This window comes from Flavobacterium rhizophilum (assembly GCF_046000485.1).
Lineage (GTDB): Bacteria > Bacteroidota > Bacteroidia > Flavobacteriales > Flavobacteriaceae > Flavobacterium > Flavobacterium rhizophilum.
Genome location: NZ_JBELQB010000012.1, coordinates 98,549 through 111,008 on the forward strand (window position 1 = coordinate 98,549; position 12,460 = coordinate 111,008).

Here is a 12,460-nt window from a genome sequence, read left to right on the forward strand (position 1 = left end):
TATTCAATATTCAATAGTAAGTAATGCTAAGTCTTACTACTTTGTACTCAATACTCAATACTTAATACTAAAATTATAATACCAAATCTTCAAACAGGCGTTGTGTTAGTTTTTCCATATCACTGCAAAATCCGGGGTGTGGCCTTGAGGTTTGTATAACCGAACTGCGCACAGCCGTTAACCACCTGAAACGTTCGGGGGCTTCCATTTGCGCGATTGGTCCGCCATCTTTGACGCCCCGCGCTATTTTTTCAAACGATTCCAGGTTTTGTTTAATCTGGTCGATATCGGTTTCCGGAGAGAACAGGAGTATTTTAGGTTCGTTTATGGTATAAAGTGCCTTAACGAACTTTTGCCTTTTGCAAAACACTATTACCCCTACATTAAGGAACTCTTCGCGCTCCACACGGGGAACAACGCGAATCACGGCATATTCATATAGGTGTTTATCTTGCATTTTTAGCCTGATTTACAAAAATATCACTGTTTTCTAATCTCGTTAGCAGGAACTGAGTGTACACTTCGCGCACCTGTTCGGGCTCAAGGTCGTTATCCTGCCAGTCCATCCATTCGGCAGGGATAAGTGCTGTTATGGAGCGTATTTTCTCTTCGTTAAGCAATGCTTTATACTCGGTATTCACCTCGTCCAGCAGGGTTGCCTGTGGCAGCAGTACGTGATCTTTAATCAAAGCAAACGGAGTTGCCGCAGCCGCCTGAGGATCGTTAAACGAATGGTGGAAATACAGCGAAGCACCGTGGTCTATAAGCCACAGTTCCTTGTGCCATATAAGCATATTGGTATTACGGAAGGTACGGTCTACATTAGTAATAAAAGCATCAAGCCATACAATTTGTGACGCCATTTTAGCATCGACTGTTGTAACAACCGGATCGAAGTTTATAGCCCCCGAAAAGTAATGCAGGGCAAGGTTAAGCCCCTGGCTAAACTGTAGTAAATCCTGAATTTCCTCGTCGGCTTCGGTACGCCCAAAAGCCTCATCAAGATTGGCAAACACCAGTTCGGGTACGGGTAAACCCAGTAATCGTGCCATTTCGCCACCTATAAGTTCGGCGATAAGGGCTTTGGTTCCGTGTCCGGCACCGCGAAATTTAAGTACGTATTTAAAGTCGTCGTCAGCCTCGGCAATGGCAGGCAGCGAACCGCCCTCGCGCAGTGGGGTAACATAACGCGTTACGTTTACATTACGTAATTGTGGTGTTTTGCTCATGGTTACTAAGTACAGCTTTTACAAAGCAGTTTTATGCTGTAAAAATAGCGAATTTTTATAAAGAAGCCCTGTTTGTTACCCTTATGGGAAACAGATGTTTAAATCGAAGGCATGGCAGTAGGGTACCAGTTCCTGTCTTCAAGGAAGGAAATAATATCATTAAAGCCCTCTTGGGTTACTTCCTTTTTAGAGATAATGAAAGCCGGTGTAGCCGATGTATCAAAATACAACAGCACGCTGTTTTTATTGATTACCTTAAAACTGGTGCAGTTGTCCCAGCTTAGGGTTATGTCAACTCCGTTGGTCGTATAATGGAAAGCCTCTTTAGTAAACTCAAGTACTCCTGTGGTGTTTTTCCATTTTTGGACTGCAGCTTCAATAAGGCGGTGTTGTTTTTTTCTGTTCTTACTGATGTTTATGTAGTGGTTAATACAGTTGATAGCCAAATGTAACCCTACAGCTATAAATACATACCCGGCATTTGCCACGCCAAGCCCCGAAACTAAAAACCAACCCCCAATACCGGTTATTAATATGGCCTGTGCCAGTAACAAATGGATATTTCTTACCCTGGTGTACCAAATATAGTTAAAGGCATCAATAGTTTTTTCCCTGTAAAGGGCAGGGTTAAAGGGTATTTCAAATTTCATTTATATATAGCGTGGTTTGCCGTAAATATAAAGAATATCCTAAATAGAAGTTTACAATATTTTTAAATTAAAAATGTATTAAAAATATACTAGTATCAATAAAAATGAAAATATACATGAAAACAATGATAGTGAAAATACATATGCTTAGAACTTTTACAATTTTAATTTTTCTTTTTTGTTTTACTATGTCTTGATTTTTAAGTCTGTCTAATTTTTTTTTTATATCATCAAGCTCTGTGTAATTTTCTATTTTTAATTTAAAATCATCAATATCTCTTTCGATTGCAAGTATTGATTCTTTAATATTTTTAAATAAAATTTGTGCAATCAGTATGAAAAAAATTATTCCTAAGATTAGTATAGAAAAATTTTTAAAAATTAATTCCCCAGTAAAGTCTAAATTGTTAATTAACAATATATAACCTATAGGTATTCCAAAAATATAGTTAGAAGCCTTACTAATAGATTCATATATTCTATCAGTTAATTTTTGAAAATATTCATTAGAGGAAGTTTTAATTTTTTCAAATGAAAACCCTGATAGAAATAGAGAATAACTTTTATTATAACTATCAATTAAATAATTCCATCCTTCTACAAGTTTAATGTATGATTTTCCATTTTTTTCTAGAAAGTTTATAAGTTCATTTACAAAAAGTTGTTTTTTTTCATCAGTATCACTTTCTTGGATACTTTTAATGAAATTTTCATGGATATTTACTAAATGTAAATTGCTTAAAGAATATTCAATGTTTAAATCAATCCCAACATTTGTTTTATAAAAAAATAAATTTAGTCTATTGCCAGAAGGCTTCTCATTATCAGCAATTTTTCTTAAAAAGGAGATTAAAAGTATATTACTTTTGTAGTCTTGTATTTGCATATTGAATTTTTCTTCACTCTCTCGATAATCTATATCTGATATGTAGAAATCATTATTTTTAAATTTAATTTTGTTTCCTTCTATAAAAGTTTCCAGTTTTTCATAATAGTTCTGAATATTTCCAGTTCTAACCGAAAGCTTAATTTTCCTGTTTAGATGTGATGAAATATCTTCAATTTCAATAATGTCTTCTTTGTTGTTTTGTATTATTAAATCTAAATCTTCTTTTGCTAATGACTCAACCTTCTTTAAATCATTTTTTTTTAATCTGGCTAGTTCTCCATTTAAAATAAAAGATTTTGATGATTTATTAATAAGCCTCCTTTCTATATAAACAATATTATCTAGTATACTATTATCACTCATCGTCAAAAATATTATCTAATAATTCCTTTTGGACATTATGAATGATGATGTCATTATCTTGCTTTGTTATTTTTCCATCACGTATTAGAGCTTTTTCAAATGTTAGTGTATATCCTTTTTCTCTTAATTTGTTTCTTGTAAAAGAATCGAAATCACTTTTTTTATGTATAGAAATTTTACCGCTTACTTCTATTTCATTTTTCTGTAAAAAATCTAAAAACTCTGTGGGATTTTCATTTTTTAGTAAAGATGAAATAGATTCTAATTCTACATCTTTCTTATCATTATAACAAGCTTTAATATAATCAGAAACAGCTTCTTTAGCTCTGTCTTTTTCTTCTAATGAATATTTTTGTTCTATATAGAATTTGTTGATACTTTTATGAAGTACGGAAAGATTTTCTTTTGAAGAAGTTAAATCAGTAGACCCTATAAATTTCAGAAAATATTTTGAGACATCTCTAGTTCCTTTAATAAAAGAAAGATATAGAGGATATTTATTTTCCCACCTTTTTATACTTAATCGGTTAGCTCGTGCTAATTTTTCAACGTCTAAGGTCATTAACTTTTCAATATCCAAATTTTCATCATCTACTGTAAATTGAGTAGATTTATCTAACATAGCAGTTATTAAATAATCAGAAGATTTTTCCTCGTAATGAACAAACACTACATATCCACCTGTTGTAGTCGGGGAGTCGATTTCTTTTTTTAGGATTTCCATAGCTTCTCTAGAAAAAACTAAGAAGTCATTGTCATCTAAATAAATTTTGCACTTTTTTTGAAATGGATAGTTGTCAATATCATCTTCAAATGTTCCTTGTGTTGGATTCTTTGCATTGTAACTCTTTGTAAGCATTACTACAAATTCATTTATTTTTGTGTTAATTGGTATTAATTTGTCAGAACAATTAAGGTCTGGTTTTCCCTTCTTTTCTTTAATAATTTGATGTAATACAATATTTTTTATTGTCATAGTTATTTATTGTTTTAGGTTAACACAATTTAATAAACATTTTATTGTTAAATGCTTAAGAGGTTAAATTTCAGTATTTTACACATAGCCTATTACGTATAAACACGTAATAAAAAATCCCAAAGTATATACTTTGGGATTTTTTGTATAGTAGAGTAGGAGTGTTTACCTCAAAAACAACCTAACCGTAGTACCCTTTTCCTCCTTACTGTAAATATCAATAGCGATACCCAGTAGAGAGCAAAGGCGCTTTACGATAGAAAGCCCAAGCCCCGTGCCTTTAATGTTGCTGTGTTCGGTAGCTTTAGAGCGGTAAAATTGGTTGAATATTTTTTGCAGGTCGTGTGCCGGTATACCCATACCGTTATCGGTTATGGTAATGCAGGTACCGTCGTTTTGGTTTATGGAAACGGTTATAATACCATTATCGGGCGAATACTTTATGGCATTAGAGATAAGATTGTTTACAATAATAGAAAACAGGTATTCGTCGGTTTCATGGTAGTAGTCCTTATCAAATTCGGTTACCAGTTGTATGTTTTTGTCCTTTACCGTTTGTGAATAGCGGGTAAGGGTATCCAGTAATACCGAGTTAAGGTAAACACTTTCGGGCTTAATGGACTGTTTTTGGTTTTCAAAACGCGCCAATAGCAATAGCTGATCTACCATGTGGTTAAGGCGGTTTACCTCGCTGATGCAAAAGTTTATTTTCTCTTCATATTCCTCACGGTCACGGGGTTTGCGTATCAACACTTCCAGAGTTCCCTTTATTACGGCAAGGGGAGTACGCAGTTCGTGTGAGGCATCGCTTGTAAACTGCTTTTCGCGCTCAATAGCATTTTGAATACGGTCCAGCAGGTTGTTTATGGTTTGCGATAGTGTATATAGTTCGTCTTTATTTGGTGGTAACGGAATACGTGAGGTAAGGTTATCACGCGTAATATCGTTTGACGTACTTATTATGGATGCTACAGGCTTAATGCTGCGCCCGGCAATAATACGGGCAATAATAAAAAGTACGACCAATACAAGGGGATAGGCTATCCATAGTATTTTGCTAAGGTTGTCAATAACCATTGCGGCATCTTCAAGTGGGGCGGCAACCAGTATATAACCTACCACATTATCGTTACTGGTTACGGGTACTTCGATCTGCCTAACCGACTTGTTTTGTAACCAGGTATCGTAAGAGAGGGTTTGCTTTTTTTTGTATTTTATTTGCAGGAACGACTCCTTAAGGTTGGGTGATTTGTCGGTATAATTACCGTCGGCATCTACAAACTCAATAAAAATAGGGTTGATGTCCAGTGTGTTGTGTTCTTTTTCCTGCCACTCCAGTGAGTCCTGTATGGCAAAGCCTGTATCGTTTATACTGATTTCTGTCATCAAATCGGCTACCTCAATGCTAAGGTCGCGTTCCACATCGCTGTATACGCTTTGACGCACAGTAAAGTAAATAACTACAAACACTGCAAATACAAGCAGGGCAGTGCTCACAATGTAGTAAAATGCAATACGGTTACGAAAAGAAAACGATATGGATTTCACAGGGGAGTATTTATGGGTTATTCTTCTGCAATATAGCCTATTCCGCGCACTGTTTTAATAAAGTCGTCCTCTTTTTTAAGGTTGAGTTTTTTGCGGAGGGCATTTATAAAAACATCAATAACCCCGGTATCATATTCAAAATGAATATCCCACACGTCCTGTATTATTTGCTGGCGCGTACAAACGTTACCCTTGTTTTGAATAAGGTACACTAACAGGTCGTATTCCCTTTGAGTAAGGGCAACTTCTTTGCCGTTATGCCATACCTGATGCTTGTTTTGTATAATCCTGGTATTACCTATGGTAAGTTCGTTGGTGTCCTGCATATAACGGAAGTGAATGTTAATGCGTTCTACCAGTTCCTGAAAACTAAACGGTTTTTTGATGTAATCGTTAGCTCCTGCCTTTAGTCCTTCAATAGTTTCTTGTACGGTATCTTTTGCCGTAAGGAAGATAATAGGGGTTTTTGTATCGGTTGCCCTTACGGCACGGCACACTTCAATGCCCGAATAGCCGGGCATCATCCAGTCCAGCAGTATAAGGTCGGGGTTTTTATCTATTATATCGTTATAAGCATCTTTTCCGTTTTCGGAGATGAATACCTCAAAACCTTCTTCCTCAAGCCCCTGCTTAAGGAAGTTGGTAATGCCTTTTTCATCTTCTGCTATAAGGATTCTCATAATTTACTGTTGTACGAATTTTATACCGAAAGATACGATATTTGCGTCCAAACCATCACTGCGGGAGTAGTGATTAAAACGCAGGTCAATGTTTTTGATTCCGTAGCCCCAAATTCTTGCTGCGGCAAAAATATCGGTATAATTTATACCAAAGCCATACTGGTGGGCATCGAAAGTTGAAAGATCATAATCACTGGTGTAATACTGCTCTGTAGACATATGCATGTTATAAGGAGCAAAGTACTTAGATCCCTGTTGTGTGTAATACCTGTACATAGGGAATACCGTGAACCTGTCGTTCAGTTTTATTGGTAATTCTATATTGGCGGTGTGTGAACTTAAACCCCAGTCGTCTGTATAAAAACGGTAGTAGGTACGTACCACAAGCCATTGGTTAACATAATAGTTTAATCGTGCCCCTACAGGCAATTTAAAGCGGTTATCCGGCAGTCGCTCTATGTCATCGGCGAGATGGAACTCGTTGATGAAAGAGTCGGCCACATCGGCAAAATATACCCTTTGGTAAGGGGTGGAGAGTAATCCCTGCTGATACAATAAATCGGCAAATATGGAAAACTGCATTTTTTCTGTAGCTACCTGCGAGAAGCTAAAGGACATAGAGTAGGAGTTCCTGTTCTTTTTAGGGTGTGGTGTAAACCTGCTTGGGTTGTAATCAGTATTACCGGTAATGGTAAAGTAATTGAATATCCCTCCGTTAAGGTCGTAACCGTTGTTGTAAAAATCCTGTAACTCCTTAGGATAAATAGGTCTCCAGCTATCCAAATATACATTACCCGAAATGTTAATTTCACTATTCTTATCGTTAAACAGCTTAGTATAGCCACCACCGAAACCGAATGATGAATAATCATACTCGGTAGATCCCGAAAGATGGGCATTCCAAATATCGTTTCTGTCGTCTGAACTATGGCTGTAATTCACCACAAGTGAAGTAAGCATATCTGAAGCGGATGCTCCCGAACTTGCCTGCCACGGACTTGGTGTACTACTATCAAACGGATTGATGTTCCCCGAAGATGCGGATGAATAGGCCGACAATCCGGCATCTACGGTTAGAACATCGTCATCATTCAGTGGCATTGCTACCACTATGGTAGGGGTAACATCAGACAGTTCCTCCATACCTTTACCTCCCGAAACAGCAGAGTGTACACCATCCTGTTTATAGTAGCTCATTAAAAAGTCGACTTCGGTACTTTCCAGTACTCTCTTTTTATAAGTTACCTGAGTGCTATCCTGTTCCTGTTGTGCCACTGCGGCAACCGAGGTTAATAATAATATACTAAATAGAGTAAATTGTTTCATGCTTAATTACAGCCACAGCCTCCTCCTGTTTTTCCTCCGTTAGCACCTGCTGCGGCTTCCCTGTATACCTGAAAATTGGTTTCAAAACGTTCGGTAGGGCGTGCCGATAGTTTCATATCGGGGTCGTTTATATACTGTTTTTCGTATTCCTTAACCGAGTTGCACGATTGCAGTGCCATTAGCACAACTCCCAGTATTAGTATTTTTCTCATGGTTTGTATTTCTCTATATCTATATTCTGTGAAACATGTATGTTCCCTTTATCGTCTACAATTATGCATTCTATGCCTTTAAGCTGGTTTATAAGATTAAGTCCAACCTCTATGCCCATTACAAAAACCGAAGTGGCAAGGGCATCTGAAATCTCAGTGGTTTTAGCGAACACCGAAACACTTACAATTCCCGTTGCCGGATAACCCGTTCTCGGGTCAATAATATGGGAATAACGCTTACCGTTAAATACCACATATTTTTCATAACTGCCCGATGTTTCAATAGCACTGTCTTCCAGAGGGAATATGGCAAACACCTTGCTTTTATTCATAGGATTTACAATCCCTACCGTCCACTGGCTTCCGTCCGGTTGTCTGCCCCAGGCATTAATATCGCCCGATACATTTACAAGTCCCGATGTACATCCGTTGGTATAAAGCAGTTCTTTTATCTTGTCGGCTATATAACCCTGGCCAATACCTCCCATTCCCAGTTTCATTCCTTTGTCCCTAAGGAATACGGTACTATTTTTCTTATCAACTATTATTTTTTCATACCCTATTTTCTCAACAGATTTCTTAATAGCCTCTTCCGATGGCATTTCTTTCATACTGCCGTCAAATTTCCAAACCCTGTCCATTGAGGCATACGAAATGTCAAAAGCCCCATCGGTTAGCTTCGATATACTAATTGCCCTTTCTATAAGTGCCATGAGTTCTTCGCTAACCTTTACGGGCTTTACTCCGGCGTTATCATTGATTGCCGAAACCTGCGTAGTGGGGATCCAGTCGGATATAATATTTTCTATACGTTTTACTTCAGCAACGGCAAGGTCTATGTATTTGTTAGCCTGTACCGTATCTTTTGCTACTACCGTAATCTCAAAAGGGCTTCCCAGCATGGAAAGTTTCCTTTTGTGGGCTATTTGCCCGTAGCTGCCTGTAAAGCATAGCAGCAGCAAAAAGAACATTATTTTTTTCATGGCCTATTTTTCCATTGAATGTAACAGTTCGATGTATTCTTTAGGGGATATATTTTTAAAACCGGTTTTACCCAGTACTTTACCTGTTTTATCTATTACTACCACCAGCGGGAAATAACCTTCACGGTTGTATTTTTCTGCCAGTTGGTCGTTATGCTTTTGTTGTGCTTCCGGTAGGGCATTTTGTTTCTTTTTAGGGAAGTCGGCTTTAAGCAGTACCCATTTTTGACCGGACTCTTTTTTAAATTCCTCCGATTGCCATATGTTCCTGTCCAGTTTTATGCAGGGTGCACACCAGTCTGACCCCGAAAAAACAAGAATGATGTTTTTATTTTCTTTAGCTGCAAGTGCCTTTGCATCATCTATATTATAGTTCCAGCTTTGGGCAAAAGCAGGAGCAGTTATTAGCAATAGTAAGATTAGTATTTTTTTCATGATTATAAATTTATACAAATTAACGCTGAGTTTGCTACTGTAAGTGTATGCATAGGTGTTTCTTAAGCTAATTTTAAGAAACAAAAACCCCGAAGCTTTCGCTTCGGGGTTTTATTATAATTTTTTTATTTTTAATGTGTTAGTTAACACTTTTAAAGAAGGCGGGAGAGTTGCCGTATATGGCGGTTTTACCATCCCACTTCTCTATAAACTGCTGTTGTATAAGCAGGCTGTTTAACGACTGTTTACGTAGTTCGTTAGCGCGTGCCTCAGCTTCTGCCTGTACAATTAGTTTTTTGGCTTCAGCCTGGGCGATTTTAAGTTCGTTTTCAACTTTCATGGCCTGTTGTACTGCCGCATTTTTTGCATTAATCGCCTGAGTGATTGATTCCGGGTATTCTATACCGCTTGTCATTTGCTCCAGTGTAAAACCTTCTCTGTTTAGTAAGTCGCCCATATTGGTTTGAATGGAATGCTCAAACCTTTCACGGTTGCTTATTATACTGTCGGTACTATACTTATTGAATTCAATACGAAAAGCATCCTTAATGTAGTTAAACAGGGTTGTTTCGGTAATTTCCTTGATGTCTTTACGATACTTTTTGAATATTACCGGACTGTGCCCGTCTTTAACCTTAAAGGATAGGGTCGGGTCTACCGAGAAAACCGATCCGTCTTTGGCATTAACCGTAAAAGATTCATAGTTTATGGTTTGTACATAGGTAGGGAATTCGTATACGTCTTCTGTAAGCGGATTGTACCAAACCCTACCGGTAACAAGGCTCACATCCTGAACCCCTTTGTCACTGCCATACAGTTTTACCAATATACCTTCGTAACCTGCGTCTATACGTTCGTTACATGATATAAAGGCAATAAGCATGAACACGCCTAAAATAATGGCGGTAAAAATAAATGTAATTCTCTTTTTCATTGTTTTTAAAATAGTTTTTTGCGTATGTATAATATTGATTTAAGAAGGGAGAAAAAGGTAACACACAGCAAAACTACGCCACCCAGTACCTGAGTGTCAGATTTTGCACTAAGCATATGGAATGCCTGTGTGGTTATCCATAGTATAGCCAGAATTAAGAGCGGTATGGCTGAAAGGATAACAATTTTTTGTGTTTTCATTGAAGTAATTGTATAAGGTGTTTTTAACAAAAATTTACTCTGTTAAATTACGAAATATTTTTCGATTTTGCAACTATATCAAGCGATAGCGCGCATATTGCTAGAGTCTAGGTAATTGCAAAATCTTAAAATATTATGATAATGGTCTTCCCATTTCTTCCCTAAATATTTTTTTGATGCTTTCTATCTCATCGGCATATATTGTTTTCCTTCTGGTACCAAAGTTTAGCGTATTTACAACCTTATTTTTTCCTTCCCAAAGCAGTTTTAACTGATTCTCTTCTATCTCTTTTCTGCACAGGAAATCGGGGATTACCGCAAGGCCTGTACCGCTACTCAAACAGCGTATAATAGAATTGAGGTTGGGTACTATATAATTAGGCCTGAAATCAGGATGTTTATCAAGGTTTTGTTTCCAAAAACGCCTTAAGTGTTCCATATCGCCCGTTGTTCCATACCATTTTTGTTCTTTCAGCCATTTTTCAATTTCCTTAGGGTTGTCTTTTTTGATAAGTGAATTCAGGGTTTTCTCATCGGTATTATTACCGCCTACAAGGACTATTGTTTCGTATGAGAAAGGTTCGTAGTCAATATCATTACTATTTATGGCCTGTGGTGTAATAATAAGATCCAGTATTCCTTTTTCAAGACTGTCTACCATTTCAGGATACTCCCCAAACTTAATAATGATATTAAACGGAAAGGAGGCGATATATGGCTCCAGCGTTGTTTGAAAGGTTTCAAAGCACATACCTATGCTGATTGTAGGAGTATGTTTTTCGGTACTGCGCTGAAAGCTTTTTTCTGCCTCTTCCAGCCTGATAACCGGTTCGATTATAAAATTATATAGGGCCTTACCTCTTTCGGTAGGTATCATTCGGCGTCCTCTTCGTTCAAAAAGCTTATAGCCTGTGTAGTTTTCAAGTGAGCTTAAATGCAGGCTAACACCGGGCTGTGAGATATAAAGTTCTTCGGCTGCACCGGTAAGTGTTCCTGTTTTATATATTGTTTTAAACGTGCGGTACCATTCTAAATTTACCATGACTAAACTATTATTATTATAATACAAAGGTATGAATTATGTTATTTTTATAATAGGTTAGCCCGCAATAACTTTGCATTGTAAATTTTAAAGAAACATAAAATGAAAAAAATATTTGTAATAAACGGAGGGCAAAGCTTTGGTCATTCGGGAGGGAAGTTCAACGAGACAATTGCTAAAGAAACCGTAGCCTTTTTTACTGACAATGAAGATTATGAAGTAAAGGTTACCCATGTTAGTGATAATTATGATCCTGTTGCCGAGGTTGGTAAGTTTAACTGGGCCGATGTTATTATATATCATACCCCGATTTGGTGGTTTCAGTTACCTCATAATTTTAAAAAGTATATTGATGAGGTATTTAGTGTGGGGCATAATCAAGGGATATACAAGAGTGACGGAAGGTCATCTGAAAATCCGGCAATAAACTATGGTACGGGCGGACTAATGCATGGCAAGAAGTATATGCTGACTACTTCATGGAATGCACCGCAGGAAGCGTTTACCTTACCAGGTGAATTCTTTATGGAGAAAAGTGTGGATGAAGGTGTGTTGTTTGGATTTCACCGTATGAATGCATTTACGGGTATGCAGCCACTTAAAAGTATTCATTTCCATGATGTGGAAAAGAATGCCGATGTAGAAAAGGATATTAAAGTATATAACCAACATCTTACCGAAGTTTTTTCTCATGCCACAAATTAATTTAACTGCTATAGTAAAGAGCCGTCCTGAGAAGATTGAGGAAACAAAGGCTGTATTGCAGGAAATGGTATTTTATTCCATTAAGGAAAAGGCCTGCCTGAAGTATGAACTGCATCAATCACAAACCGAACCGCATGTTTTTATTTTTCATGAGATTTGGAAGAGTAGGGAAGACCTTGATTTACATAACAAACAACCTTACATAACCGGGTTTATTGATAAGTCAACTGAATTGTTACAGGAACCTGTTTCGGTTTACATTACCGATATTATATAAAAAATCCCCTC

The 12,460-nt window shown here is 37.1% G+C and carries 16 protein-coding genes; 2 read left to right on the forward strand and 14 right to left on the reverse strand.

The features are described from left to right. Nucleotides 1-73: 73 nt before the first annotated feature. The 14 genes from ABS768_RS14840 to ABS768_RS14905 form a co-directional block, all read right to left on the reverse strand. The gene (locus ABS768_RS14840; RefSeq protein ID WP_408075734.1) at nucleotides 74-457 is read right to left on the reverse strand and encodes a DUF3037 domain-containing protein; all 384 of its coding nucleotides are present in this window, start codon (nucleotides 455-457) and stop codon (nucleotides 74-76) included. Then, nucleotides 447-1,229, reverse strand: coding sequence for a HipA family kinase (locus ABS768_RS14845; RefSeq protein WP_408075735.1), 783 nt, complete (start codon nucleotides 1,227-1,229; stop codon nucleotides 447-449). The genes ABS768_RS14840 and ABS768_RS14845 overlap by 11 nt, the downstream gene beginning before the upstream one ends. A 98-nt stretch (nucleotides 1,230-1,327) precedes the next feature. Continuing rightward, nucleotides 1,328-1,879, reverse strand: a complete 552-nt coding sequence (locus ABS768_RS14850) for a hypothetical protein (RefSeq protein WP_408075736.1) — start codon at nucleotides 1,877-1,879, stop codon at nucleotides 1,328-1,330. Nucleotides 1,880-1,946: 67 nt separating this feature from the next. Then, nucleotides 1,947-3,131: a hypothetical protein gene (locus ABS768_RS14855; protein WP_408075737.1), complete on the reverse strand. Its 1,185-nt coding sequence runs from the start codon at nucleotides 3,129-3,131 to the stop codon at nucleotides 1,947-1,949. Beyond that, nucleotides 3,124-4,107 (reverse strand): nucleoid-associated protein, encoded by a 984-nt coding sequence (locus tag ABS768_RS14860; RefSeq protein WP_408075738.1) that lies wholly within the window; start codon nucleotides 4,105-4,107, stop codon nucleotides 3,124-3,126. Before ABS768_RS14860 ends, ABS768_RS14855 begins: the two co-directional genes overlap by 8 nt. Nucleotides 4,108-4,272: 165 nt before the next feature. After that, nucleotides 4,273-5,655 (reverse strand): sensor histidine kinase, encoded by a 1,383-nt coding sequence (locus tag ABS768_RS14865; protein ID WP_408075739.1) that lies wholly within the window; start codon nucleotides 5,653-5,655, stop codon nucleotides 4,273-4,275. 17 nt (nucleotides 5,656-5,672) lie between these two features. Beyond that, entirely contained in the window at nucleotides 5,673-6,335 is a 663-nt protein-coding gene (locus ABS768_RS14870) for a response regulator transcription factor (protein WP_408075740.1), read from the reverse strand. 3 nt (nucleotides 6,336-6,338) lie between these two features. Next, nucleotides 6,339-7,661, reverse strand: coding sequence for a DUF3570 domain-containing protein (locus ABS768_RS14875; RefSeq protein ID WP_408075741.1), 1,323 nt, complete (start codon nucleotides 7,659-7,661; stop codon nucleotides 6,339-6,341). A gap of 2 nt (nucleotides 7,662-7,663) precedes the next feature. Further along, entirely contained in the window at nucleotides 7,664-7,873 is a 210-nt protein-coding gene (locus ABS768_RS14880; protein ID WP_408075742.1) for a DUF4266 domain-containing protein, read from the reverse strand. Continuing rightward, a complete protein-coding gene (locus tag ABS768_RS14885) occupies nucleotides 7,870-8,856 on the reverse strand; it encodes an FAD:protein FMN transferase (protein ID WP_408075743.1) in 987 nt (328 codons plus the stop codon). Before ABS768_RS14885 ends, ABS768_RS14880 begins: the two co-directional genes overlap by 4 nt. 3 nt (nucleotides 8,857-8,859) lie before the next feature. Then, nucleotides 8,860-9,291: a thioredoxin family protein gene (locus ABS768_RS14890; protein WP_408075744.1), complete on the reverse strand. Its 432-nt coding sequence runs from the start codon at nucleotides 9,289-9,291 to the stop codon at nucleotides 8,860-8,862. A gap of 139 nt (nucleotides 9,292-9,430) precedes the next feature. After that, nucleotides 9,431-10,225 carry a prohibitin family protein gene (locus ABS768_RS14895; RefSeq protein WP_052123361.1) on the reverse strand — a complete coding sequence of 265 codons (795 nt, stop codon included), beginning with the start codon at nucleotides 10,223-10,225 and terminating at the stop codon, nucleotides 9,431-9,433. Between the two features lie 5 nt (nucleotides 10,226-10,230). Then, the gene (locus ABS768_RS14900) at nucleotides 10,231-10,425 is read right to left on the reverse strand and encodes a hypothetical protein (RefSeq protein ID WP_408075745.1); all 195 of its coding nucleotides are present in this window, start codon (nucleotides 10,423-10,425) and stop codon (nucleotides 10,231-10,233) included. A 133-nt stretch (nucleotides 10,426-10,558) separates the two neighbouring features. Then, entirely contained in the window at nucleotides 10,559-11,467 is a 909-nt protein-coding gene (locus tag ABS768_RS14905; RefSeq protein ID WP_408075746.1) for a LysR family transcriptional regulator, read from the reverse strand. A gap of 102 nt (nucleotides 11,468-11,569) precedes the next feature. On the opposite strand from ABS768_RS14905, the gene ABS768_RS14910 reads away from it, so the two are divergent. Together ABS768_RS14910 and ABS768_RS14915 are read left to right on the forward strand one after the other, a co-directional pair. Then, complete coding sequence (locus ABS768_RS14910) at nucleotides 11,570-12,172, forward strand: NAD(P)H-dependent oxidoreductase (RefSeq protein ID WP_408075747.1); 603 nt, start codon at nucleotides 11,570-11,572, stop codon at nucleotides 12,170-12,172. After that, complete coding sequence (locus ABS768_RS14915; protein ID WP_408075748.1) at nucleotides 12,159-12,449, forward strand: putative quinol monooxygenase; 291 nt, start codon at nucleotides 12,159-12,161, stop codon at nucleotides 12,447-12,449. The genes ABS768_RS14910 and ABS768_RS14915 overlap by 14 nt, the downstream gene beginning before the upstream one ends. Nucleotides 12,450-12,460: the final 11 nt, after the last annotated feature.